Origin of the sequence: Streptomyces sp. NPDC058619 (assembly GCF_042717785.1) — a bacterium.
Lineage (GTDB): Bacteria > Actinomycetota > Actinomycetes > Streptomycetales > Streptomycetaceae > Streptomyces.
On sequence record NZ_JBHXQN010000031.1, the window covers coordinates 60,220 to 83,571 of the forward strand.

Consider the following 23,352-nt stretch of genomic DNA (forward strand, 5'->3'; position numbering starts at 1 on the left):
TCAAGCCGCTCTCCCGCGCCCTCGCCGACGGCGACCGGGTGCACGCGGTGATCCGCGGCAGCGCGGTCGGCCACGGCGGGCACGCCTCCTCGCTGACCGCCCCCAACCCGCTGGCCCAGGCCGCCCTGCTCGTCGAGGCCTACCGGGACGCGGGGGTACCGGTCGGGACGGTGTCCTACACCGAACTCCACGGCACCGGCACCGCCCTCGGCGACCCGGTGGAGATCGACGGCCTCGTCCGGGCCCACCGGACCCTGGCCGACGGACCCGCCACGCCCTGCGGCGTCGGCACTGTGAAGAGCAACATCGGACACCTGGAGCCCGCCGCGGGCGTCGCCGGAGTCATCAAGGTGGTGCTGGCGATGCGGCACCGCACCCTGCCGAAGACGCTGCACCTCCAGACGCTCAACCCGCTGATCGACCTCACCGGTACGCCGTTCCTGCCTGTACGGGAGACGACCCCGTGGGCGCCCACGGACGCCGACGGCGCGCCTCTGCCGCTGCGCGCGGGCGTCAGCTCCTTCGGCTTCGGCGGCGTGAACGCGCACGTCGTCCTGGAAGAGGCACCCGCCACCACGCCCCCGGCCCCGCTGCGGGACGAGGCCGACGAGGTGTTCCTGCTGTCGGGCAGGGACGAAGCCGCCCTGCGCCGGTACGCCGCCGCGATGGTGGAGTTCCTCGACGCGGACGCGGACGCGGGCAATGGCAGCGGCACGGACGTGCCCGCGCTGTCGCTCGCCTCACTCGCGTACACCTCCCAGGTCGCCCGCGTCCCCATGGCCGCCCGGCTCACGGTGGTCGCCCGTTCCACCCGCGACCTGCGCGAGCAGCTGGCCGGCCACCTCGCGGCCGAATACGCCCAGGGCGGTACGGACGGCGACCACGCCTGGCTGTCCGAACCGGAGGGCGCCGAGTACCTCGCCCGTCTGGTCCGGGAGGGACGGCTCGACCGGCTCGCGCGGCTCTGGCAGGACGGCGCCGACATCGACTGGGCCGCGCTGCGAACCGGTCGGCCGCAGCCGACATCCATGCCGACCTACCCGTTCGCCCGCGAGCGCCACTGGCTCACGGTCACGACGCCGGCCGCCACGGGGGGCGCGTCCGCATCGCAGGACTCCTCACTGCTCCTGGTCAAGCGATGGGAGGCCGCTCCGCTGCCCCCGGCCGAACTGCCCGCCGGGATCCTGGTGCTGGCCCGCACCGAGAACGAGTCCCTCGCCAGGAGGGCCTTCGGCCCCGCCGCCGCAGTGGTCCGCGTGGACGACGGCGACGAGGACGCCGCCCGGCGGTTCGCGGAAGCGGCCCGCCTCGCGACGGCCGTGATCGACCTGGCCGACGTGTCGGACGCACCACTCACCGCGCCGGACCCCGACTGGTCGCGGATCGCGCTCCTGCGCGAGCTGGTCACCGAGAACCGCACCCGCGGCTTCAGCTACCTCCACCTGACCCGGGGGCTCACCACCTTCCGGACCGAGCGGCCCACGCTGCGCGGCGCGGCCTACGCGGGCCTCGTCCGGATGCTCACGGCCGAGTACCGCGGCCTGTCCGCCCGCACCCTCGACCTCGACACCCTGGAGCCGGCCGCGCTGCGCGAGGCGGCCGCCGCCGAACTCGCAGCGACCGACCCGGTCACCGAGGCCTGCGTACGGGCGGGCGTACGGCACCGTCCCGTGCTGCGCCCCGCCGAGGGGGCGCCCGCCTCCGCCGACTGGTCCGCGGACCTGGCCGGCCGGACCGTCGTGATCACCGGAGGGACGGGCGCGCTGGGCCGGCTGCTCGCGGCCCGGCTCGTCGAGCGGGGCGCCGACCGGCTCGTGCTTCTCGGCCGCACCCCGCTGCCCGCCCGGACCGAGTGGCCCGCGCTCGTCGCGGACCCCGGCACCGACCCGGCCCTCGCGGCCAGGCTGCGCGACCTCGCGGCCCTGGAACGCCCCGGGGTCCGGGTGGTGGTCGAGACCGGCCCGCTGGACGGGATCGCCGAGGCGCTCGACCGTGCCCGGCGCGAGATGGGCCCGATCGTCGGCATCGTGCACTGCGCCGGACTCGGCGTCATGCGCGACCCGGCCTTCATCGGCAAGCGGACCGAGGACGTACAGCGGGTCCTGGAACCGAAGACCGCGGGGCTCCAGGCCGTCCTGGACGGCTGCGCCGACGACCCGCTGCGCTTCGTCGTGCTGTACTCGTCCGTCGCGGGCGGCGTGCCCGCGCTGGCCGTGGGCCTCAGCGACTACGCGCTGGCCAACTCCGTGCTGGACCGCGTCGCCGAGTACCGCACCGCCACCGGCGGCGCCTCCGCCCCCGTCATCCGGTCGCTGCAGTGGCCGAGCTGGCGTGCGGCCGGCATGCCCGAGGTCAACACCCCGGCCTACCGGGACCTCGGCCTGCGCACCCTGGCCCCCGAGGCGGGGCTGGACCTGCTGGACCGCGCCATGAGCGGCTCCGACCCGGTCGTGCTGCCCTGCGTCGTGGACGCCGGACGCTTCGACGCCGCCCGGCTGCTGGCCGTGCCCGCGCCGGGCCGGCCGGACAGGACGGCGCCCGCGCCGACTGCGTCGGCGGCCCCGCGCGGGGTATCGGCCGCGCACGGCCTCGTCCGCCGCGTGACCGGGGTCATCGCCTCGACGCTCCGGCTGGACCCCGGGGCGATCGGAGGGGACGAGGACTTCGCCGACCTGGGCGTGGACTCGATCATGATCGCCCAGATACTCGCCGCGCTGGAGCGGGAGCTCGGCGTCGTCGCGGAGCCCTCGACCATCCTGGAGAACCCGACAGTGGCCCTCCTCGCCGAGGCCCTGCGAGACCGGGTGCGGGACCTCGCGACCCCTTCGGAGGACGCCGGCCCGGCCATCGCGCCCGCCGTCCCGCCGGCCCCGGCCGAGGCCACCGCTCCGGCCCCGGCCGAGGCCGTCGCGTCCGGCGCTCCCGTCGCCGGATCGGACGCGCGGCGTGCGGACATCGCCGTCATCGGTATCGCCGCCCACTTCCCCGGCGCCCCGGACCACGGGACGTTCTGGCGGAACCTGATGTCCGCGACGGACTCCGTCACGGAGGTGCCGCCCTCCCGCTGGGACAAGGACCGCTTCTGGCGGCCCGACCCGCAGCCCGGCACCACCGTCAGCAAGTGGGGCGGCTTCCTCGACGCCATCGAGGACTTCGACCCGGAGCACTTCCGGATCGACCCGGCCGGGGCCGCACACGTCGACCCCCTGGTCCGGCAGGTCCTGGAGACCGGCGTGGAATGCCTGGCCGACGCCGGACTCACCCCCGAGGAGGTCGCGGGCCGGCGCGTGGGCGTCTTCGCGGGCGCCCGTGCGGCGAACTTCGGCGCGCACGTCGCCGCCGCCGGTCCGCACTCGATCAGCGGAATCGCGCAGAACTTCATCGCCGCGCAGCTGTCCCACCACCTCGACCTGCGAGGACCGTCCGTCGTCGTCGACACGGCCTGCTCCAGCGCGCTCGTCGCCGTGCACATGGCCGCCGCCGGCCTGCGGACCGGGGAGTGCGACCTGGCCTTCGCGACCGGGGTCGACATCCTCCTCGACGAGGTGCCCTTCGTCGGGATGAGCGGAGCGGGCGCACTGTCGCCCACCGGCCGCTGCCACACGTTCGACGAGCGGGCCGACGGCATCGTCCTCGGCGAGGGCGCCGGCACGCTGCTGCTCAAGCGCCTGTCCGACGCCGTGCGCGACGGCGACCGGATCTACGCGGTGATCGAGGGCAGCGCCGTCAACAACGACGGCCGCACCATGGGCATCACGACACCGAACCCGCGGGCACAGCGGGAGGTGATCGAGGCGGCCCTGGCCGACGCCGGTGTCTCCCCGGCCCAGCTGGGCTACGTGGAGGCCCACGGCACCGGCACCATGATCGGTGACCCGATGGAACTGAAGGCGCTCACCGAGGCCTTCCGCGCCCGCACCGACGAGGTCGGCTTCTGCGGCGTAGGCAGCGTGAAGACCAACATCGGACACACCCTCAGCGCGGCCGGCATGGCCGGACTGATCAAGGTCGTGCTGTCGGTCCACCACGCGCAGCTGCCGCCGACGCTGCACTGCGCGACCCTCAACCGCCGTTTCCGCTTCGAGGACTCCCCGCTGTTCCCCGTACGGGAACCGCGCGGATTCACGGGCCGCGACGGTACGCGCCGGGCCGCCGTCAGCTCCTTCGGGTTCGGCGGCACCAACGCCCACATGGTGGTGCGCCAGGCACCCGAAGCCCACCTCCCCGCGCGCGGACCGCTGGACCCGCCCCGCTACCGGCGGCGGCGCTTCTGGTTCGACCCGCCCGCGCACACCCCCGCACAACCGCCCGCGCGAACGCCCGCACCGGCCCCCGTGCCGTTCTTCGAGCTTGAGTTCTCCGCCGTGCCGGAAGGAAAGAAATGAACCCGTTGGACGGCCTGACCTGCTCCGTGGTGGTGCGCGGTACCGACCCGGTGCTGCGTGACCACCGCGTGCACGGCACGCGCATCCTGCCCGGAGTGTCGTTCCTCGACATGATCTACCGGATCCTGCGGGCCCGTGGTGTCGACACCTCCCGCGTGGAGCTGCGCCGCGTGCTGTTCCGCAACCCCGTGGCCGCCGGCCCGGACTTCGACACCGAGCTGCGGGTGGAGTTCACGGCAGACGCAGACGCAGACGCAGACGGCTACCGGGTCTCCGTCACCGGAACCCGCCGCCCCACGGGCGAGACCGAGCCGGTCCTCGACTGCCGGCTCCATCTGGACGTGCCCTTCCCGGCCGAGGCCGTCGACCTGTCCGCCCTGCGCGCGGGCATGCCTCGTACGGCCGACATGGCCGACCTGTACGCACTCGTCCGCCGGACCGGCATCGAGCACGGGGAGTTCATGCGCGCCCGGGGCACCCTGCGCGTCGGCGACCGCGAGCTGCTCGCGGACCTGTCGCTGGGCCCGGAGGCCGCCGCGTACGCGGACTACTTCCACCTGCACCCGGCCGCGCTGGACTCGTCGACGCTGCTGCCGACGCAGTTCGCCACGGCCGGGGCCGGCACGGCGGCCCGGCCCTACATCCCGATGCTCATCGACTCCTTCCGGGCCCGGGGGCCGGTCGGGGACCGCACCCTGGTGCACGCCACCCCGCCCCGCGCCACCGGCCCGGCCGGCGACCTGACCACCTGCGACCTGCGGTTCCTCGACGCCGACGGCGGTGTCCTGCTGTGGCTGCGGGGCCTCACCTCGAAGCGCGTCCGGGAGGAGGACGCCATCACCCGGCTGGACGGCTCCCCGCGCGCGGCGGAGCCGTCCGGGACCGCGCCGTCCGGGGCGATGCCCTTCGGGGAGACCTCGGCGAGCCTGGTGCACGGCCTGCTCGCCGAACGGCTCGGCCGGGCCGAGTTCGACGAGGAGGCGGGCTTCTACGAGCTGGGGCTGGACTCGACGGCGCTGCTGGGCATGGCCGCCGACCTGGAGCGGGCGTACGGCACCGACTTCTCGCCCACCCTGCTGTTCGAGCACAGCTCCTTCGCGGCCCTCGTCGAGTACCTGGGCGCGTACGAACTGCCCGAGGGCGGGGCCCGCCAGGGCGTCGGAGCACCGCAGGAGCAGGGCGTACGCGAGGACGTGCCCGCCGAGGTGGTCTGGTTCGAGCCCCACTGGCGTGACGCGCCGCTGCCGCCGGCACCGGCACCGGCACCGGCCTCCGTCCTGACCGTCGACGCGAGGACCGCGCGCGACTGGGCGGCCCTGCTGACCGAGCACGACGCCTCCGACGTGCTCTGGACCCCCGCCGATTCGCAGGACGTCGAGGGCGAGGCCGTCGCCCTGACAGGCTTCGCGGCCGCCCTGCTGGGCAACCGGCGCAGCCCCGTACGCATCGTCTGTCACCTGCCCCTGGGTGCGGCGGCCTCGGCGGTCGCGGGTCTGCTGCGCACGCTCCACCGGGAGCAGCCCGGCGTACGCGCCGCGGTGGTGTGCTCCCCGGAGCGCGCCGATGCCCTGGCCGAGCTTGCCGCGGGCGTACCGGACGGGGAAGTGCGCTACGAAGCGGGCAGGCGCATGGTGCGAGAGATCCTGCCCACCCCGGCCCCGGCCCACCCGGCCCGGCTGCGCGAACGAGGCGTGTACCTGATCACGGGCGGGCTCGGCGGCGTGGGCCTGTCCCTGGCCCGGCACCTGGCGCGGACCGTGCGGGCCCGGCTCGTGCTCTGCGGACGGACGGCCAACGACTCCGCGGCGACGGCCGCGCTGAGCGCCGAACTGACCGCCCTCGGGGCCGAGGTGCAGGTGGTCGGCGCGGACGTCTCCCGGGCCGAGGACGTGCGCCGCGTGGTCGACGGGGCGCTCTCCCGGTTCGGCGCGCTGGACGGGGTGGTGCACGCCGCCGGTGTGCTGCGCGACGGGCTGATCGCGGGCAAGAGCGCCGCGGACGTCCGTGCCGTACTGGCGCCCAAGGTCACCGGCACCCGCCTGCTGTACGAGGCCACCCGGGACCTGGGGCTGGACTTCCTCGTGCTCTGCTCGTCCACGGCCGCCGCCTGGGGGAACCAGGGCCAGGCCGACTACGCGTGCGCCAACGCCTTCCTCGACGGTTTCGCCGAGGGCAAGCCGGGGGTCGTGTCGATCGGGTGGCCCGGCTGGTCGGACGGAGGCATGCGGCTCGACGACCGCGCACTGCGCCGGATGGGCCTGAAGGCCATGGACACCCCGACCGCGGTGGACATCATGCTGCGGGCCGCCGGCAGCGGCCGGCCGCATCTGGTGGCCCTCGTGGGCTCGGCGGCCGAGATCACCGAACGGTTCACCCCCGCCGTTCCGGTCCCCGCCGTTCCGGCCGCGGCCGTCACCGCCGTCACCGCCCCCGCGACCCCCCTGCCGGGGGCCCCCGACGGCACCGGGGACGAGGACGACGCGATCGCCGTCGTGGGGATCAGCGGCCGCTACCCGGGCGCCCGCACGCTCGACGAGTTCTGGGAGAACCTCAAGGCCGGCCGTGACGGCATCACCGAGGTGCCCGCGGACCGCTGGGACCACCGTGCGATCCACAGCGACTCCAAGGGCGTGCCCGGCCGCTCGTACGGCCGCTGGGGCGGATTCGTCGACGGCATCGACGAGTTCGACGCCGTCTTCTTCCACATCTCGCCCAACGAGGCCGCAGTCCTCGACCCGCAGGAGCGGCTGTTCCTCCAGGAGGCCTGGCACGCCTTCGAGGAGGCGGGACACGCTCCCTCCGCCTGGCGGGGCCGTTCCGTCGGCGTGTTCGCGGGCGTGATGTACAACCAGTACCAACTGCACGGCGTCCGCGAGGAACCGGGCCTCGTGCCCTCATCGTTCAGCGCGTCGATCGCCAACCGCGTCTCCTACTTCCTCGACCTCAAGGGGCCGAGCATCGCGCTCGACACCATGTGCTCCTCCTCGCTGACGGCGCTGCACCTGGCCGTCGAGGCGATCCGGCGCGGCGAATGCGAGGCCGCGCTCGCGGGAGGCGTCAACCTGCACGTCCACCCCAACAAGTACCTGCTGCTCAGCCAGTCGTCCTTCCTCTCCACCGACGGCCGCTGCCGTGCCTTCGGCGAGGGCGGCGATGGCTACGTGCCCGGCGAGGGCGTCGGCGTGGTGCTGCTGAGGCCCCTGCGCGACGCGCTGCGCGACGGAGACCACGTACACGCCGTCATCCGCGGTACGGCCCTCAACCACGGCGGTCACACCGGCGGGTTCTCCGTGCCCGACCCGGCCTCGCAGGCCGCCCTCGTCCGCGACTCGCTCACGGGGGCGGGAGTGGACCCTGCCGACCTCGGCTACCTGGAGGCCCACGGCACCGGCACCAGCCTGGGCGATCCGATCGAGGTCACCGCCCTGGAGCGGGCCTTCGACGCCGTCGGCGCGGGCCGGGGGCCCTGGCCCATCGGCTCCGTCAAGTCGAACATCGGCCACCTGGAGTCGGCGGCAGGCATCGCCGCGCTCACCAAGGTCGTCCTGCAGATGCGCCACCGCGAACTGGTGCCCTCCCTGCACGCCGAGCCGCTCAACCCGGCGGTGGACTGGGCGGGTTCGCGGTTCCGCGTGCAGCGCACCCTGGAACCCTGGAACCCGCCCACGGGCGCTCCGCTCACCGCGGCGATCAGTTCCTTCGGCGCGGGCGGCGCCAACGCCCACGTGGTGCTGGCCGAACACCCGGTCGCGCGGGATTCGCAGGCCCCGGAAGAGGACCGTCCCCGGCTCTTCGTGCTCTCGGCGAAGGACGCCACCCGGCTCGACGAGACCGTGGCGCGACTGCTCGCGCACCTGGACCGGGACGGCCGGCGCGCGGGCCCCGACGCCCTGCAGCGGATCCTGACCGAGGTCGTGGGCTTCCCCGTCGATCCCGGTGAACCCCTCGCGGAACTCGGCCTCGACTACCCGCGCCTGTCCCGCCTCGCCCGGCGCGTCGAGGTGGAGTTCGGCGTCCGGCTCCGCGTCGACGGGGGGACGACCCCGGCCGAGCTGACGCGCCGCCTCACCGGTACCGGCGGCGGCGTGGACCCGGCGGCGCTCGCCTTCACGCTCTGGTCCGGACGCGACCACCTCGACGAGCGGCTCGCCGTCGTCGCCACGACGACGGCCGAGTTCGCCGACGCGCTCCGCACCGGTACGGGCTGGCACCGCGGACGCAGGCGCCGCTCCGCCGCACCGGTCCACGGCGACGACCTGCGCGAGCTGGCCCGGGGCTGGGTCGAGGGCGCCGCGATCAGCCTGCCCGCGCCCGACCGGCCGCAGCGGCTCTCGCTGCCCGGCTACCCGTTCGCCCGCGAGCGCCACTGGGTCGACACCACCCGCACCCCGTCCGGGAGTTCCCCGGGCGCGGCCGAAGAGGTCGAACTTCCGGACGGACACGTGTTCAGTACGCGGATCTCCACGGCGGAGCGGCCCTGGCTGGCCGATCACACCGTGGACGGCGTCGTATTGGTTCCCGGGACGTACTTCGTCGACCTGGCCCTCCGGGCGGGAGCCCGGCTGCACTGCCCCCGGATCGCCGAACTCGTCACCCACACTCCGCTGGCATCCTGCGTGGCCGACCTGCGCCTCGTGGTTGACCTCGCCGAGCCCGACGGGACGCGGGCCTTCCGGATCCACGCCCGCACCGGGGACGGCGGCTGGACGAGCCACGCCACCGGCGTCCTCGCCCCCGCGCCCGAGGAGCCCCCTGCCGCCCCGGCCCTGCCCGGGGACGCCGAGGAACTCGACGTCACCCGCCTCTACGCGACGCTCACGGGGTACGGGCCCGCCTTCCGGGGTCTGCGCCGCGCCTGGCGCACCGCCGACGCCGTCTTCGCGGAGGTCGTCGTACCCGATGGCGATCCCGGGGCGCACGCGCTGCACCCGGTGCTCCTCGACGCCGCCCTGCACACGGTGGCCCTCACCTCGGCCCTGGACGGGGACAGTCCCTACCTGCCGTTCGCCTGGTCCGGCGTACGCGTGCACGCCCCCGGTGCGACCGCCGCCCGGGTACGGGTGGTCCACCACCGGGCCGACGCGGTCGAGCTCCTCCTCACGGACCACGCAGGTGCGCCCGTGGCCTCCGTCGACTCGGTGGTGCTGCGCCGGGCAGACGCTCCGGTCGAGCCGCTCCACCATGTGGAGTGGCTGCCCGTCGAGACCCCCGAGCCGTCACCGGGGGCCCGCTACGCGGTCGTCGGCCCGGACCCGGACGGGATCGGCGCAGCCCTGGAGGCTTCCGGGGCGCAGCTGGTGCGGGCCGAGGAGTTGGACGCCCTGGCGGACGTGCCGCCGGTGGTGGTCCTGCCCGTCCCGGCAGCCCCGTCCGGTGCCGCCGAGGGGGCCTCGGCCGCCCGCGCCCTCACCACCGAGGTGCTCGGCCGGCTCCAGCAGTGGCTGTCCGACCAGCGGTTCGCGTCCGCGCGTCTGGTCCTCCTCACCACCGCCCCAGGCCTGGCCACGGCCGCGGCCTGGGGATTGGTGCGCTCCGCCCAGTCCGAACACCCGGGCCGCTTCGGCCTCGTGGACGCCGTGGACCTCGCGCCGCTGCACCGCGCGCTCGGTTCCGACGAGCCGCATCTGCGCCTTCTCGACGGCCGGGTGCTGGGAGCCCGGCTGGTCCGAGTACCGGCCGCGGCGCCGGCGCCCGAACCGCGCCCGACCGGTACCGTCCTGGTGACCGGTGCGAGCGGCGCCCTCGCCGGACCGGTGGTCCGCCACCTCGTGGAGCGGCACGGCGTGCGCGACCTGCTGCTGGTCAGCCGCAGCGGCCGGGTCCCGGCGGGGCTGGCCGGGTTGGACGCCCGGGTCGAGGCGGCCGCCTGTGACGTGGCCGATCGCGCCGCCCTGGAGACCCTGCTGGCCGGCCGCCGGGTGACCATGGCCGTGCACGCAGCAGGAGTTCTCGACGACGGGGTGGTCACCGCCCTCGACGCGGAGCGCCTGGAGCGGGTGCTGCGGCCCAAGACCGAAGGCGCCGCCCACCTCGACGAACTGCTGCCCGAAGCCGAACTGGTGCTGTTCTCCTCCGTGGCGGGCGTACTGGGCGGCCCGGGGCAGGGCAACTACGCCGCCGCCAACGCCTTCCTGGACGCCCTCGCCCGGCAGCGCGCCGCATCCGGCCGCCGGGCCGTGTCCGTGGCCTGGGGGCCGTGGGCGCTCGACGCGGGCATGGCCGCCGACCGGGACCGCCTGGCCCGCGGCGGCATCGAGCCGCTCCCCACCGAGGCGGCCCTCGGCCTGCTCGACGCGGCCCTCGCCGGACCACACCCGGCGGTCACCGTCCTGCGGCTCGGGCGCGGTCCGGCCGCCGTCGTACCGCACGTGCTGCGCAGCCTGGTGCGGACCCCGGCGGCAGCCGGCGTCGCCGACCCGGGCCTGGCCCACCTCGGTCCCGACGAGCGGCGCGCCAGGCTGTCTGCGCTGGTCCGGGGACAGGCCGCGGCCGTCCTCGGCTACGCGGACGCCACCATGATCGAATCCGACCGGTCCTTCCAGGAACTCGGCTTCGACTCGCTGAGCTCCATCGAGTTCCGCAACCGGCTGGGCGCGGCCGTCGGCCTGTCGCTGGAGGCCACGCTCGTCTTCGACCACCCCACCCCGGCCGATCTGGTCACCCACCTCGACGAGCGGTTCGCCGGCGAGTCCGAGGCGACCGACCTGCCGACCCTGTTCGCTGCCTTCGACCGCCTGGCCGCCGCCCTAACGGCGGCGGCCACGGACGACGTGTCCCGCGACCGCACCGCAGACCGCGTCCGCGGCCTGCTCGACCACCTGACACCCCACACCGCGACTGAACCCGTCACCACGTTCGCCTCGGCGACCGACGACGAGGTCTTCGCCCTGATCGACGCCGAGCTCGGCAGCCCGCTGCCGGGACTGGAGGAACGCTCCCGATGACCAACGAGGACAAGCTCCGCGACTACCTGCGCCGGGTGACCGCGGAACTGCAGTCGACGCGGCAGCGGCTGCGCGACGTGGAGGAGCGATCCGCCGGGCCGGTCGCCATCGTCGGCATGGCCTGCCACTACCCGGGCGGCGTCGAGTCACCCGACGATCTGTGGTCGCTCGTCGCCGAGGGCCGGGACGGGATCACCCCCTTCCCCGGTGACCGGGGCTGGGACCTGGACGCGCTCCACCACCCCGACCCCGACCATCCGGGCACGACCACCGTCCGCGAGGGCGGATTCCTGCACGGCGCCGCCCGGTTCGACGCGGGATTCTTCGGGATCTCGCCCAAGGAGGCGCTCCACACCGACCCCCAGCAGCGCCTGATCCTCCAGACGTCCTGGGAGGCCCTCGAGCGCGCCGGCCTGGACCCGAGCTCACTGCGCGACAGCCGTACCGGCGTGTTCACCGGCGTCATGCACCACGACTACCCGGGCGCCCAGGGCGCCGGCAGCGTCGTCTCCGGCCGCGTCGCCTACCAGCTGGGCCTGCGCGGCCCCGCCATCACGGTGGACACCGCCTGCTCCTCGTCGCTCGTTGCCCTCCACCTGGCCGTCCGGTCCCTGCGCCGGGCCGAGTGCGACATGGCCCTCGTCGGAGGGGCCACGGTGATGGCCACCCCCGCCGCCTTCGTGGAGTTCAGCCGCCAGCGCGGCCTGGCCCCCGACGGCCGCTGCAAGCCCTTCGCCGCCGGGGCGGACGGCACCGCCTGGTCCGAGGGCGCCGGCGTCATCGTCGTCGAACGCCTCGCGACCGCCCTGGCCGCCGGCCGCCGCGTACTCGCCGTGGTCCGGGGTACCGCCGTCAACTCCGACGGCGCCAGCAACGGCCTCACCGCGCCCAACGGCCCCGCCCAGCAACGCGTCATCCGCGAGGCCCTCGTCGACGCCGGCCTGACCCCACAGCAGGTCGACGCGGTGGAGGCACACGGCACCGGCACCCCCCTCGGGGACCCGGTGGAGGCCCAGGCCGTGATCGCCGCCTACGGCAGGCAGCGCACCCGGGCGCTGCGCCTGGGATCGGTCAAGTCCAACCTGGGGCACACCCAGGCCGCCGCCGGTGTCGCCGGGATCGTCAAGACGGTCATGGCCATGCGGCACGGGGTACTGCCCCGGACCCTGCACCTCGACGCCCCGACCCCGTACGTGGACTGGTCGGCGGGCGGTGTGGAACTCCTCACCGAGGACGCACCCTGGCCCGCCGGGACGGAACCCCGCCGAGCGGCCGTGTCCTCCTTCGGGGTCAGCGGCACCAACGCCCACGTGATCCTCGAGGAACCTCCGCTACCGGTGGACGACCGGACCACCGAACGGCACGACGACCGGCCGACGGACGCGGCGGGCGCCGAGAGCCCCGCGACGTCGCCCGCCCGGCCCGGCCCCCTGGCCTGGACCCTGTCCGCCCGCTCCGACGCCGCGCTGCGCGCCCAGGCCGCCACCCTCACCGCCTTTCTGACCGGGCACCCGAAGGAACCGCGCCCCGAGGACGTGGCCCTCTCCCTGGCCACCACCCGCGCCTCCCACGAGCACCGCGCGGTCGCCCTCGGCGGCGACCGGGCCGAACTCCTCGCCGCGCTGGACGACCTGGCCGCCGGCCGGCCCTCGCCCACCGTCGTCGAAGGGACCACCGGGCAGAGCGGCGGGGTGGCCTTCCTCTTCCCCGGCCAGGGTTCGCAGTGGCGGGACATGGCCGTGCGCCTGCTGGACACCAACGCGGTGTTCCGGGAGCGAATAGCCCAGTGCGAGACCGCCCTGGCCCCCTACGTGGACTTCGAGCTGACCGCGGTCCTGCGCGGGGACCAGGATTTGGACCGGGTCGACGTCGTCCAGCCCGCCCTGTTCGCCGTCATGGTCGCCCTCGCCGAGGTGTGGCGCTCCCTCGGCGTCCGCCCGGCAGCCGTCGCCGGACACAGCCAGGGCGAGATCGCCGCCGCCTGCGTGGCCGGCGCCCTCACCCTCCAGGACGCCGCCCGCGTCGTCGCCCTGCGCAGCCGGGCCCTGACCACCCTCTCGGGCCGCGGCGGCATGGTGTCCCTCGCGCTGCCCGCCGACGAGGCACGCGACCGGCTCCGCCGCTGGGACGGCAGGCTGTCGCTGGCCGCCGTCAACGGCGCGGCCTCCGTGGTCGTCTCCGGCGACACCGACGCCCTCGACGAACTCTTCGCCGGCTGCGAGGAGGACGGCGTACGGGCCCGGCGCGTCGACGTGGACTACGCCTCGCACAGCGCACACGTGGAAGGCGTCCGCGCACAGGTCCTGGAGGCCCTCGCCCCCGTCAGGCCGCTCGCCCCCGAAATCCCCTTCTTCTCCTCCGTGGAAGGCCGCTGGATCGAGGCCGCCGACGCCTTCGACGCCGACTACTGGTACCGGAACCTGCGCGAGACCGTCCGCTTCGACGAGGCCGTCACCGCCCTCGTCCGGCGCGACTGCACCACCCTGCTGGAGGTCAGCCCCCACCCGGTGGTCACGACCGGCGCACAGGAGACCGTCGACGCGCTGGGAACCGACACCGCCGTCGCCCACACCCTGCGCCGCGACGAAGGCGGCCCCGAGCAGCTGTTGCACGCCCTCGCCCAGCTGTACGTGAAGGGCGTACGCCCCGACTGGTCCGCGCTCTGGCCCGAAGCCCGCCGGATCGACCTGCCCACCACCACCTTCCTCACCGAGCCGTACTGGCTGCGCCCCGGCCCCGGCCCTGGCGCCGGCGGCGCGGGCGCCCTGGGCCTCGACGAGGTCGACCACCCCGTCCTGCGCGCCGCCCTGCCCGCCGGTGGGGGCCTGGTGCTCACCGGCCGGCTCGGCCTGGCCGCCCAGCCCTGGCTCGCCGACCACACGGTCGAAGGACAGGTGGTCCTGCCGGGCGCGGCCCTCGCGGAGCTCGCCTCCCGGGCGGCGGACGAGGCCGGCTGCGCCGCCGTCGACCAGCTCACCCTGCTCACCCCGGTTCTCCTCCCCGACGAGGGCGACATCCGGCTGCGCGTGGACATCACGGCCCCGGCCGAGGACGGCTCGCGCGGACTGACCCTGCACACCCTCACCGGGGCGGGCCACTGGACCACGCACGCCACCGGCGTGCTCCTGCCCGACGCCGCCCCACCGGTGCCCGCCACCACCGCGTGGCCGCCGTCCGGCGCCGAACCCCAGGACGTCGAAGCCCTCTACGCGACCCTGGAGGACGCGGGCCTGACCTACGGCCCGGCCTTCCGCGGCCTGCGGGCGCTGTGGCGGGGACGCGACGGGGACCTCCACGCCGAAGTCGCCCTGCCCGACGCCGACCAGGCCGGCGCGTTCACCCTCCACCCGGCCCTGCTCGACGCGTGCCTGCACCCTGTCGCCCTCGGCGGGTTCCTCACCACGGGAGACGGCCGCCGCCCCGCGCTGCCCTTCGAATGGCAGGGCCTGCGCTTCCACGCCGCGGGCGCCGACACGGTGCGCGTGACCCTGTCCGCCGTCGGCCCCGACGCCGTCCGCCTCACCCTCACCGATACCACCGGGGCACCCGTCGCCTCGGTCGACACCCTCGTGCTCCGCGAGATTCCGGCGGGCGCCCTCGGCCGCCCGGACCGGGGCGACCTGCTGCGCCCCGACCGGGTGACCCGGGCCCTGCCCGGCGGCGGGCACGAGGACTACGCCGTACGCGACCCGGAACTCTCCCAGCAGCTGGGGAAGCAGCCCACCCTGGACCCCGCCCGCCACGTCCTGGTGCCGGTTCCGGCCGGCGAGCCCGGAGAGGCCGTGCGCGGCGCGCTCGCCCTCGTCCACGACTGGCTGGCGGACGAGAGCCACACGGACTCCTCGCTCGTCCTCGTCACCCGCCGGGTCCACCACGACGTGGCGGAAGCCGCCGTCGCGGGTCTCGTACGGTCCGCCCAGCTCGAACACCCCGGCCGTTTCCGGCTGCTCGACCTGGCCGACCTCGACGAGACCACCCTCGCCGCGATCCCCGCCGCCCTCGCCACGGACGAGCCCCAGCTCACCCTGACGTCCGGGATCGCGACCGTACCCCGGCTGGTCCGCGCCCTTCCCGCTCCGGCGGGGACCGGCGAGCTCGGCAGGACCCTGGTGACCGGTGCCTCCGGCACCCTGGGGCAGCTCGTCGCCCGGCACCTCGTCCATGCACACGGCGTACGCGACCTGGTGCTGGCCGGCCGACGCGGCTCCGAGGCACCCGGCATGGCCGCCCTCACGGAGGAACTGACCGGGGCCGGAGCACAGGTCCGGGCCGTCGCCTGCGACGTCACCGACCGCGCCGCTCTCGCGGTCCTGGCCGGCGGAGCCTCCTTCACGACCGTCGTCCACGCCGCCGGCGTCCTCGACGACGGCCTGGTGACCGGACTGACCCCCGAACGCCTCGCCCGCGTGCTCGGGGCGAAGCTCGACGCCGCGCTCCACCTCCACGAACTGCTGCCCCAGGCGCGCCTGGTGCTGTTCTCCTCGGCCGTGGGCATCCTCGGCGGCCTCGGCCAGGCCAACTACGCCGCCGCCAACGCCGGCCTCGATGCCCTGGCCCGCCGCCGCCACGCCGAGGGCCTGCCCGGGATCTCCCTGGCCTGGGGCCTGTGGGACGCCACCAGCGGCATGACGGACGGCGTCGACCGGGCCCGCCTGGGCCGTTCCGGCTTCCACCCGCTCCCGACCGCGGACGCACTCGCCGCCCTGGACGCCGCCCTGGCCTCGGACGAGCCGGTGCTCGCCCCGATCCGGCTCGACCCCGGCGCCCTGCGGGCACAGGGTGAGGACGTCCCCGCGCCGCTGCGCGACCTGTCCGGGAAACCGGCGCGCCGTACCGCCGCCCTCGGGGGCGGCGCCGCCGTCTCCGAACTGGCCGCCCGCCTCGCCGGGAAGACCGGCCCCGACCGCCTGCGCACCCTGCTCGACCTGGTCGTCGGGCACACCGCCGCCGTCCTCGGACACGCCTCGCCGGAGGCGGTCGACCCCGGCCGGGCCTTCAAGGACGCCGGCTTCGGCTCGCTCGCCGCCGTCGAACTGCGCAACCGGCTCGCCGGAGCCACGGGCCTGCGCCTGCCAGCCACCCTGGTGTTCAGCCACCCCAACCCCGCGGCGGTCGCCCGCCACCTGGACGAACTCCTCGCGGGCACGGCTTCGGCGGCCGCTCCCGCGGTCCGCGCCCCGGCCGCCGACGCGGACGACCCCGTCGTCCTCGTCGGCCTCGGATGCCGGCTCCCCGGCGGCGTCCGCACACCCGATGACCTCTGGGAGATGCTGGTCTGCGAACGCGACGGCATCGGTCCGTTCCCCGACGACCGGGGCTGGCCCCTGGAGCGCCTCTACGACCCCGACCCGGCCGCCCCCGGCACCACCTACACCCGGCACGGAGGTTTCCTGGCCGACGCGACCGCCTTCGACGCCGCCTTCTTCGGGGTGGCGCCCCGCGAGGCCGTCGCGATGGACCCTCAGCAGCGGATCCTGCTGGAAACCGTCTGGGAGGCCTGCGAGGACGCCGGCATCGACCCGGCCTCGCTGCGCGGCACCCGGACGGGCGTGTTCGTGGGCGCCATGTACCAGGACTACGGCCGCCTCTTGGAGAACGCCGCCGCCGAGGGCTTCCTCGCCCCGGGCGTCGGCGGCGGCGTCCTGTCCGGACGGGTCGCCTACACCTACGGCTTGGAAGGCCCGACCGTCACCGTCGACACGGCCTGCTCCTCCTCGCTGACCGCCCTGCACCTCGCCGCCCAGGCGGTACGGGCAGGGGAGTGCGACCTCGCGCTCGCCGGCGGAGTGACCGTGCTGTCCACACCGGTGCCCTTCGTCGAGTTCAGCCGCCAGCGCGGACTGGCCGCCGACGGACGGTGCAAGCCATTCGCCGCCGCGGCCGACGGCACCGCACTGGGCGAGGGCGCCGGAGTGGTGCTCGTCGAACGCCTCTCCCGGGCCCGCGCCCAGGGCCACGAGGTGCTGGCCGTACTGCGCGGCAGCGCCCTCAACTCCGACGGCGCCAGCAACGGCCTCACCGCCCCCAACGGCGCGGCCCAGGAGAAGGTGATGCGCGCGGCGCTCGCCGCGGCCGGCCTGCTCCCCGCCGACGTCGCCGCCGTCGAGGCGCACGGCACCGGCACGGCCCTCGGCGACCCCATCGAGGCGCAGGCGCTCCTCGCGGTCTACGGCCAGGACCGACCGGCCCCGCTGCTGCTCGGCTCGCTCAAATCCAACGTGGGCCACGTCCAGGCGGCCGCCGGCATCGCGGGAGTGATCAAGGCGGTCCTGTCCATCCGCAACGGCCTGCTGCCCCGGAGCCTGCACATCGACGAGCCCTCCCCGCACGTCGACTGGACCGCCGGCGACATCGCCCTGCTGGACCGGGCGCGGTCATGGCCCGATGAGACCGGGCCGCGCCGCATGGGGGTCTCCTCCTTCGGCATCAGCGGCACCAACGTGCACGTGCTGATCGAGCAGGCACCCAGCGCCGAGGACACCCCGGAGCCGCTGCCCGTCCTGGACGGCGTGCCCTGGCTGCTGTCGGCGCGCTCCGAGCAGGCCCTGCGCGGCCAGGCCCGGCGACTGCTGGAGTCGGACACCTCCGACCTCCCCGCCGTGGCCCGGGCCCTGTCCACCACCCGGGCCGCCCACCGCCACCGGGCCATGGTGACCGGCGCCGACGCACAGCAGCGGCGCGCCGCCCTTACGGCCCTGGCGTCCGACGGCACGGGCGACGGCCTGCGCCGGGCGCGCGCCGTCGGGCAGCGGCTCACCCTGCTCTTCACCGGGCAGGGCAGCCAGCTCCCCGCGATGGGAAGGGGCCTGTACGAGACCTTCCCCGTGTACGCGCAGGCCTTCGACGAGGTGTCCGCGCACTTCCAGCTCGACACCCCGCTGCGCGAAGCGGTCTTCGATCGGGGGAGCCTGCTGGACCGCACCGTCTACGCCCAGCCGGCCCTCTTCGCCCTCCAAGTGGCCCAGTTCCGGCTGCTGTCGAACTGGGGCGTCACCCCCGACTCCCTGATCGGGCACTCCATCGGCGAGCTCTCGGCGGCCTGCGTCTCGGGCCTGATGCCGCTCGCCGACGCCGCCGCCCTCGTCGCCGTCCGCGGCCGGGTCCTTGGCGAACTGCCCACAGGGGGAGCCGTGGTGGCCGTACGGGCGCCGGAGGAGGAAGTCCTCGCCGTCTTGGAGGGCCGCGCCGACCGTGTGGGCATCGCCGCCGTGAACGGACCCCGGTCGGTCGTCCTGTCCGGGGACGAGGAGGAGGTCCTCTCCGCGGCCTGGGAACTCTCGGAGCGCGGGCACCGCACTCACCGGCTGCGCGTGGACGTCGCCTTCCACTCGCCCCGCGTGGACCCGGCGCTCGCCGAGTTCCGGGCGGCCGCCGCCGAGGTCCGCTTCGGACGGCCCGGAATCCCGGTCCTCTCCACCGTCCGCACCGCTCACGCGATGGACACCCCCGACTACTGGGTGGACCAACTGCGCGGCCCTGTGCGCTTCTTCGACGCCGTCCGCGAGGCCCACGGGAACGGAGCCACGGCCTTCCTGGAACTGGGGCCCGACGCCGTCCTCGCGCCGGCCGTCGAAACGTGTCTGCCCGGCCACCCGGTGCGCCCCGTCTCCCTGCTGCGCCGCGACCGCGACGACGTGCGCACCGCCGTCGAGGCCCTGGGGCTCCTGCACACCCACGGAGTGGAGGCCGACTGGGCGGCCGTCCACGCCGGGCGGCCGACGACCCCGGTGCGGCTTCCGAGGTACGCCTTCCAAGACCGCCGTTACTGGCCCGAGCCGACCGCCGTGGCGCAGGCCGGGGGCGTACTCGTACCCGAGGCGGGGGAGCGGGCGCCCGCGCTCGATCCGTTCTGGTCGGCTGTCGACAGCGCTGACCTCGGCGCCGCCCTCGACCTGCTGAACCTGCGGGGCGACGAGACACCGGCCCAGGTGCTCGACGCCCTCGGCCGGCTGCGCTCCGGAGCGGCGGCGCCGGTCCTGGAGGGGGCGCGGTGGAAGCGGATGCCGGACGGCCCAGCCCCCGAACTCGCGTACGACGTCTTGTTGCTCGCCCCCTCCGCAGGTAACGAGGACCTGGCCGACGCGGTCGCGGGCGCCCTGGTTCGGCACGGAGCCCGGGTCCGCTCGGGAGGTGCCGGGCGCCCGGACCTCGTGGTGGCCCTGCCGGGGACCGAACCGGTCGCCGAGGCGGGGGTGCCCCGGTGGGCCCTCGTCGACGGCGGCGGCGTGGTGCCCGCCTGCGACCACGCCGTGACCCTTCCGAAGGAGCTCGACGCGCCCGCGCGCAGCCGCCTGTGCGCGGCCGTCGCCGAGGGGTACCGGGAGACCCGGATCGAGCCGGACGGCATGTTCGTACGCGCCTACGAGCCGCTGGGCCGGACCGGCGTGTGGCGTCCCGAGGGGGACGTCCTGGTGGCCGGCCCGGCGGACGCGCTCACCGCGGCGACCGTCGACGCCGTGCTCGCGTCGGGGGCGCGCTGCCTGGTGGCCGGCGGTGCCGACCGCCCGTCCGGCGCTGTGGAGTTCGGGGATGCGGAGGGGACCGTACGGATCGCGGCGGCGATCGTCCGGGCCGGCAGCGGGTTCGAGGACGTGGCGGCGCCGCTGGTGGCCGTCGTGTCCGTGGGGGAGACCGTGCTGGAAGCGGGAGCCTCGCTCGCCGTGGCGGTCCACCCGGACCTCGACCCGAGGGCCGCGGTGAGCGGGCTGTGGCGGGCCATGTCCACCGAGGAGACGGCCGTACGCCTCCTGGACGCCGCGCCCGTGACGCGGACCGCGCCGGCCGCGGAGCCCGAGGAGGCTACGGAAGAGGCGACGGACCTCACGCCGGAGCCCGAGCCCGTGCCCGTACCGGAGCCCGTGCCCGTACCGGAGCCCGTGCAGGAGCCCGCGCCCGACGGGCCGCAGCCCGAGGACTTCGAACTCCGGGCCACCCTCGCGGGACTCCCCCGCGCAGAGTGGGCGGAGGTCGTGCTCGGCGGTGTGCGGGGCCTCGCGGCCGCCGTGCTCGGGTACGAGTCCGCGTCCGAGATCGACGCCGAGGGCGAGTTCTTCGACATGGGCCTGACCTCGGTCACCGCGCTCGAACTGCGCGACCACCTGACCCGGTTGACCGGCTTGGAGTGGCCCGCGGACCTCCTCTACGAGTGCCCGACACCGCAGGTGCTGGCCGACCTCGTGGTCGAGCAGCTGAGCGCGGCCCCTGCCTGAGCCGCCGACGGCTCAGGCAGGGCGCCGGGGCGCCGTACCGCTCCCTCAGTACGGCGCCCCGCGGATCAGGATGTGCAGGGCGGGCGGGCGTGTCGCCCCCGGGATCGACATCGCCCGCACCCGGTCAGGACGTGCCTTGCGTCCTGCCCTGGTATCCGCCCAGCTTGCGCGGCGCGGCGGTCGACTGGTCCGCCCGGTGGGAGCGGACGCCGACGCCGTTCGACGGGCGGGGCGACGAGGAGACCGCCGCCGCGTGGGTACGACCGGCTGCTCGCCGCCGGCGCGGACCGGATCGTGCACCAGTGGCCGCTGCTCCACCCGGAGCGCCCGGACCTGGGCCCCTGCGCTGCCTGCTCGGCACCCCGCGCCGTCCCCGCTATGGGGGGTGGACCGTCAGGGTGACCCGTAGGCGCGGATACTCCTGGATTCGCGGGGTGCCCGTCCGGCATCAGGCCGGCCGGGCTCCCGCCTGGAGGGCCAGGTCGACGCCAGCCAGCCGATCTGACGCACGATCCGCGGCAGACGCGCGAGGATCCGTCCCACCGTGGCCTCGGACGCGGCGCCGTCGTACACGGACCAGTGCGCCTCCGCCAGGCCGTCGGCGATGTCACCGTCGTGCGGCCCGGCCGGCACGGCGGCGGGCGGCAGCGGAAGTTCCGCACCGCGCGGGCCGGGCACGCCGCCCCGGCGGATGCCCTCTGCGTCACCACCGGTGCTCATGCCCCCACCTCATATCCAGTCGCACTGAGCGGCGCGCGTAGACGTCGGACTTCTGCGGTCCGCAGGACTGGAAGGCGAGCGGGGACCGCCGCCGCTGTTCGAATTCGGGGCGATGGGCGGGAGTGGGCTCAGTGTTCATGGGGTCCTCCGTCTGGGCGGCCGGTTGGCACTGATGCTCTAAGAACGCGCCGGATCCGGGGCCGTAACGGCCCCGGACAGGCGAATATCTCGAACGTGAATACGGACCTGGCCTCTGGGGCAAGAGCCGCCTGCCTGGTCGTTTTTGAACTCACACGTTCGAGTGGTTGACGACGTGCGGCACCCGATCAGGGGCTTACGTGGGTTTGCCGCAGACCCCGGCGGGAGGCCGGCGCCGAGGGAGAATGCCGGACCGCCGCCCTGCTGCATCCCCTCGCCGCCGAGGGATGGTTCGGGCTCTTCGACCGGCGCGTGCCCGGCTCGCAGACCGCGAACGCCGACCACGTCCCCATCGCCCCGGACGGGGAGATCACGGCCGTCAGCGCGAAACTGCGGAGCTCGCGATACCGGGTGCGCACCGCCGACGGAATGCTGCTCCACGGCGAGAAGTACTTCAGCCGCACCACCCGCACGGTCCGCTACGAGGCCCGGCAGATCGAGGACGCCGTCCACGACAACAGCTGATGCCTCAGCTCGCCGAGGCCCGCGTCAAGAGGGTCACTCCGACCGGCGGCGAGCCGTTCTGCACGAGGACCTGATCGAGACCATCGCCGTCTTCCGCGAGGCCGGCTGGCTGTGGGCGTGTGCACCAACGGGACCATGTGCAGCGACGAGCAGATCCAGGCGAAGAGGTGGTGGGTGCAAATCCCGCCATCCCGACTCTGTAGAGCCCGTAACAGGATCTTGGTGAGATGTCCTGGTCAGCCGTGACCGGTGTGACGATTCGGCCGTTCGGGATGGTGTGAGTACTCGGCCGTGGATCGTGAACGACGACTTGTGGGCGCTGATCGAGCCGCTGCTGCCGCCCTGGCCGACGAGGTCACCAGGGCCTCGGCCGGTGTCCGACCGGCTGTGTCCGCAGGGCATCCTGTACGTCCTCTGCAACGACGTTGCCTGGCAACTCCTGCCGCTGGAGCCGAGGTTCGGCTCCGGGCAGACCTGTTGGAGAGGCTTGGAGCGGTGGCAACAGGCAGGTGTCTTCGACCAGCTGCACCGGATCCTGCTCACCGAGTTGAACGCGGCCGGCCGCCTCGACTGGTCCAGGGCCTGCGTGGACGGCTCACACATCCGCGCGAAAAAGGGGGCGCCGACACCGGTCCGTCGCCGGTCGACCGGCGGAAGACAGGCAGCAAGCACCACCTGATCTGCGACGGACGCGGCACCCCGCTCAAAGTCATCACGACCGCGGCGAACGTCAACGATGTCACGCAGACCCTCGCCCTCGTCGATGGCATCCCACCTGTCGCGGGCCGCCCCGGCCGCCCCCGCAGGCGTCCGGAAGCCCTGCTGGGAGACAAGGGCTACGACTCCAACCCCAACCGCGATGAGCTGTGCAAACGTCGGATCCTGCCCGTCATCTCCCGCCGGGGATCCCCGAACATCAAGGGCATGGGCAAGCTCCGCTACGTCGTCGAGCAGACCTTCGCCCTGCTCCACCAGTTCAAACGACTCGCCGTCCGATGGGAACGGCGCACCGAACTCCACGACGCCTTCGTCTCCCTCGCCTGCAGCCTCATCTGCTGGCGACGCCTCAACAAGCCCGACTCATGATCGTGTTACGAGCTCATATAGGAGCGCATTCGTGCACTCGAAGCTGATGACCGGGGCGTCCGTTTGGTTTGTATGTATCGCTCAAATTCCGTCTGGCCTAGCAATAGGGCAGAAGCTCCCTATCGGCGGGGGCCTTCGGAGCATGCGCGGTGGTTATGAAACGGTGCAAAGGCTGGCCAGCGCCGCCGGTCGATCAACGCTTGGGGCGCGATGGTGCCCCGCTTAGCCTCGCGCTTTCACGTGGCTGCGTGTCCGATGGATGATCGGAAACGAGAAGAGTGCTCCTGACCTGCAACGATGGGACTTGTCTAGGGTCCAGGTCGTCGCGTGGAAAGAAGCACTCCT

General features: G+C 74.8%; 5 protein-coding genes and 1 pseudogene (1 of these 6 only partly in view). 5 read left to right on the top strand and 1 reads right to left on the bottom strand.

Annotated features, from left to right (window positions below; genetic code table 11):
* The 3 genes in view from ACFWTC_RS26080 to ACFWTC_RS26090 are tightly spaced (each overlapping or abutting the next) and all read left to right on the top strand, a layout consistent with a single transcriptional unit that may run on beyond the window.
* On the top strand, positions 1 to 4,385 hold the 3' end of the coding sequence (locus ACFWTC_RS26080) for an SDR family NAD(P)-dependent oxidoreductase (protein WP_384028619.1). It extends 15,076 nt beyond the left edge of the window; the window shows 4,385 of its 19,461 coding nt (coding positions 15,077–19,461); its start codon lies beyond the left edge, outside the window; the stop codon is at positions 4,383 to 4,385.
* Complete coding sequence (locus ACFWTC_RS26085) at positions 4,382 to 11,329, top strand: SDR family NAD(P)-dependent oxidoreductase (protein WP_384028617.1); 6,948 nt, start codon at positions 4,382 to 4,384, stop codon at positions 11,327 to 11,329. The genes ACFWTC_RS26080 and ACFWTC_RS26085 overlap by 4 nt, the downstream gene beginning before the upstream one ends.
* Positions 11,326 to 20,538 carry a type I polyketide synthase gene (locus ACFWTC_RS26090; RefSeq protein WP_384028615.1) on the top strand — a complete coding sequence of 3,071 codons (9,213 nt, stop codon included), beginning with the start codon at positions 11,326 to 11,328 and terminating at the stop codon, positions 20,536 to 20,538. The genes ACFWTC_RS26085 and ACFWTC_RS26090 overlap by 4 nt, the downstream gene beginning before the upstream one ends.
* Positions 20,539 to 20,931: 393 nt before the next feature.
* On the opposite strand, the gene ACFWTC_RS26095 is transcribed toward ACFWTC_RS26090, so the two are convergent.
* The gene (locus ACFWTC_RS26095; protein WP_383925130.1) at positions 20,932 to 21,258 is read right to left on the bottom strand and encodes a hypothetical protein; all 327 of its coding nucleotides are present in this window, start codon (positions 21,256 to 21,258) and stop codon (positions 20,932 to 20,934) included.
* Positions 21,259 to 21,636: 378 nt separating this feature from the next.
* On the opposite strand from ACFWTC_RS26095, the pseudogene ACFWTC_RS26100 reads away from it, so the two are divergent.
* Together ACFWTC_RS26100 and ACFWTC_RS26105 are read left to right on the top strand one after the other, a co-directional pair.
* A pseudogene (locus tag ACFWTC_RS26100) lies at positions 21,637 to 21,921 on the top strand (NERD domain-containing protein); the annotation flags it as partial.
* Positions 21,922 to 22,216: 295 nt separating this feature from the next.
* Positions 22,217 to 23,007 (top strand): IS5 family transposase gene (locus ACFWTC_RS26105; RefSeq protein WP_384074663.1). Its coding sequence is split into 2 segments (ribosomal slippage): positions 22,217 to 22,532 and positions 22,532 to 23,007, totalling 792 coding nucleotides; the frame shifts between segments, so codons are not numbered across the junction.
* The last annotated feature ends 345 nt before the right edge of the window (positions 23,008 to 23,352 follow it).

Bases quoted from the DNA above. Each gene is read 5' to 3' on its own strand.
- ACFWTC_RS26090 (WP_384028615.1), top strand. From the start codon at position 11,326: ATGACCAACGAGGACAAGCTCCGCGACTACCTGCGCCGGGTGACCGCG.
- ACFWTC_RS26095 (WP_383925130.1), bottom strand. From the start codon at position 21,258: ATGAGCACCGGTGGTGACGCAGAGGGCATCCGCCGGGGCGGCGTGCCC.
- ACFWTC_RS26085 (WP_384028617.1), top strand. From the start codon at position 4,382: ATGAACCCGTTGGACGGCCTGACCTGCTCCGTGGTGGTGCGCGGTACC.